Source organism: Enterococcus villorum (genome assembly GCF_007990225.1).
GTDB classification, from domain to species: Bacteria; Bacillota; Bacilli; order Lactobacillales; family Enterococcaceae; genus Enterococcus_B; species Enterococcus_B villorum.
The window spans coordinates 1-2,541 of record NZ_BJWF01000079.1; the positions used below are offsets into that span (position 1 = coordinate 1).

The following is a 2,541-nucleotide window of genomic DNA, read 5'->3' on the forward strand; positions in this document are numbered from 1 at the left end:
TTCTGTAATAAAAAATTAAGTTACATACAAAAATGGCATTTATCGCTCACTTTATCAAATTGATAGGCTGTTTATGTCATTCACTTCATTGGAAAAGTCACATTTTATCGCTGATTAAATAAGAATCACCTAAATGGCCATTGATCTAACCAACTTTCTAATTTTGCTAGATCTAACATCTGATTGTAGAGATACAAGACTTTCCCATTTTTATTTTTCTCATTCGGCATATCCGTAATCAAAATATCCGCCTGTTCAGGGGTTACACTCACTTCTAAATTGTATTCATTTTTAAAACGACTAAAAATTTGTGCTGTAATAATATTTTCTTGGATCCATCCTTGTCTTAGTCGAACAGCGATACGAATATTTTTTTTAAAACTAAATTTATTTTTGTAACAATAAATAATCATAGCTATGTATTTAATAATATACTGACGGTTTAATACTGTAGGATCAATTGTCCTGCTCCTATCAAGAATTAAGTCGATATATTCTGTAAATTCAGGATATTTAATGCTAATATTTTTTATATAATCAAAGTAGTTTAAATCTAATTCAAATGATACTGGTATAGGAAACAACCACGCATACATGCAAGAGGAATAAATTTCTATTTGTAAAATTTTTTTATCAGTGTAAGGAAGATGTATCAACAACTTTTCTTTTAAACTATCTAAATACAACTTTGATGCCTTCTTATACTGGCATCTAGAATTCTCCAACATTTTTTTCACCGTGACTAAATGATTGATAGATAGACTAGAATAATTAATATGTACAGAAAAAAAACCATAAAATAAATATTCCATTTCATTTTTCATAAATTCATTTTGAGAAAGAAATGGAGAGAAAACCTCTTTAAAAATTAAGAAATAGGGATTATTCAAACAAAATTCCGAGCATTCCTTCAATGTATTATCTAAAAAATGATGATTCTCACGTCTGATTTTTGAAACCATCCATAAATAACACAACCGCTCTTTGCTATCATTTGTTAGATTGAACCCCATTTTACGTTCCATCAAACCAATCAATTGCAAGATAGTTTCTTTTTCTCTTTTCTTAAAAGGAAAATCACATCCATAATTTACTTCGTAAAAATATTGCATCAAAAAACTACGTACAAAGCGTTCATTTCCTTCAATCATAAATTTATGCAATTTTATCCCGTAAAATGTCAAGCCTTCATTAATAAAGTTTAGCCGCCGATAAAAAGTCGGATTACTAATATGATAATTAAAACTAAAATCTTGAGACTTTTTGATTTTTTCACGAAAAAAATTCCAAATTAACTGATATTCAAATGTACTAGTAATTAATAACTTCCTGATTTGAGTATATTTGATGTAATTACAATTTTCTACTATTATCCCGTGTTGCTTCACTATTTTGATTCGAATGTCAACCTTCAAGTCTTCCAAGTCATCAAGGAAATGTTTAAGCAATTGTCTCATTTTTGAAACATTCATATTCAGTTCTTGGGATAGCTCTGCTCTGCTGTGCTGACCCATTCACCTTGCGAGTCCATTAATTTTTTTAATATTCTTAATTTAGTCATAACCTCTATATGTAACGCATTCATTATTTGCTCCTTAATTTAGAATTTATCTTTGATAATACTACATATCCTCTAAAATTATTCTCAAATTGCGACTATTATTCTGAACTAAATTGAGACATTTTCGATTAAAAAAGAACGAATCCCTTCACTATATTATTTTATAAGAAAGCCCTCTAAATAAGTTGCTACTCCCTCACATTCTATCATTAACAAGAGCTCTTTTCTCCTTCTGTTTTAAAACAAAGTATCATAAAAAATGATTTCACTTGTTTTTTTCTGATAAACAAGTCATCTATATTTATTCTTACTCTTTCTGTGTTCAATCATTCATACAGGAAAATAGTTAGTTATGTTGAAAATAGGCTGATACTATCCGTACTAACAATGAATAAAGTGAAGTTATTTATAAGTCTCATTTTCTTTAAATAAAAAAACAAAATTTGAGAATAATCATTTAAAAACCATTATATAATGTGTATCATCGGAAATTTTATTACATAAACCTCTCTATTAACTAACAAAGAAAGGAGGACATAAAAAGAAAATAGTTCATTATGTTTATAAACAGGAACAAACATGTGAATAGCTAATTAATATCAATTGTAGATTTTGCTCCATGTATATTTAGATTTATCCAAAGAAATATGATTCCGATGATTGGAATTGTTAGATATCACCTTCATTAAACAATTTTTTTAAGATGGATCAAACTTTGCAAAAAATAAAAAAAGAAATGGATGATTTAAGATGAAACCTAGTAAATTATTAATACTTGCCTCATTTATGTGTATTGGAGCTGGCACCGTACATATTGGAACAGTTAACGCAGCTCAACAAATAACCGTAAGTTCAAGTGCACAAGATGCGATTAATGCGGTAAATGCTTTGTATACTGATAGTACTCATACGGCACTTTCTCCAAAGACGACAAAGGATACTATTCAAGCTGCTAGAAAACTGATTCTTAAAGCTGCTGG

The 2,541-nt window shown here is 28.6% G+C and carries 1 protein-coding gene and 1 pseudogene; one reads left to right on the forward strand and one right to left on the reverse strand.

Annotated features, from left to right (window positions below; all coding sequences use genetic code 11):
• Positions 1-125: 125 nt before the first annotated feature.
• Entirely contained in the window at positions 126-1,514 is a 1,389-nt protein-coding gene (locus EVI01_RS13305) for a helix-turn-helix domain-containing protein (protein ID WP_010752349.1), read from the reverse strand.
• A 797-nt stretch (positions 1,515-2,311) separates the two neighbouring features.
• Here EVI01_RS13305 and EVI01_RS13310 point away from each other — a divergent pair.
• A pseudogene (locus tag EVI01_RS13310) lies at positions 2,312-2,541 on the forward strand (hypothetical protein); the annotation flags it as partial.

What these genes read in the sequence shown, in the direction of transcription:
- EVI01_RS13305 (WP_010752349.1), bottom strand. Translation starts at nt 1,514, where the DNA reads ATGGGTCAGCACAGCAGAGCAGAGCTATCCCAAGAACTGAATATGAAT.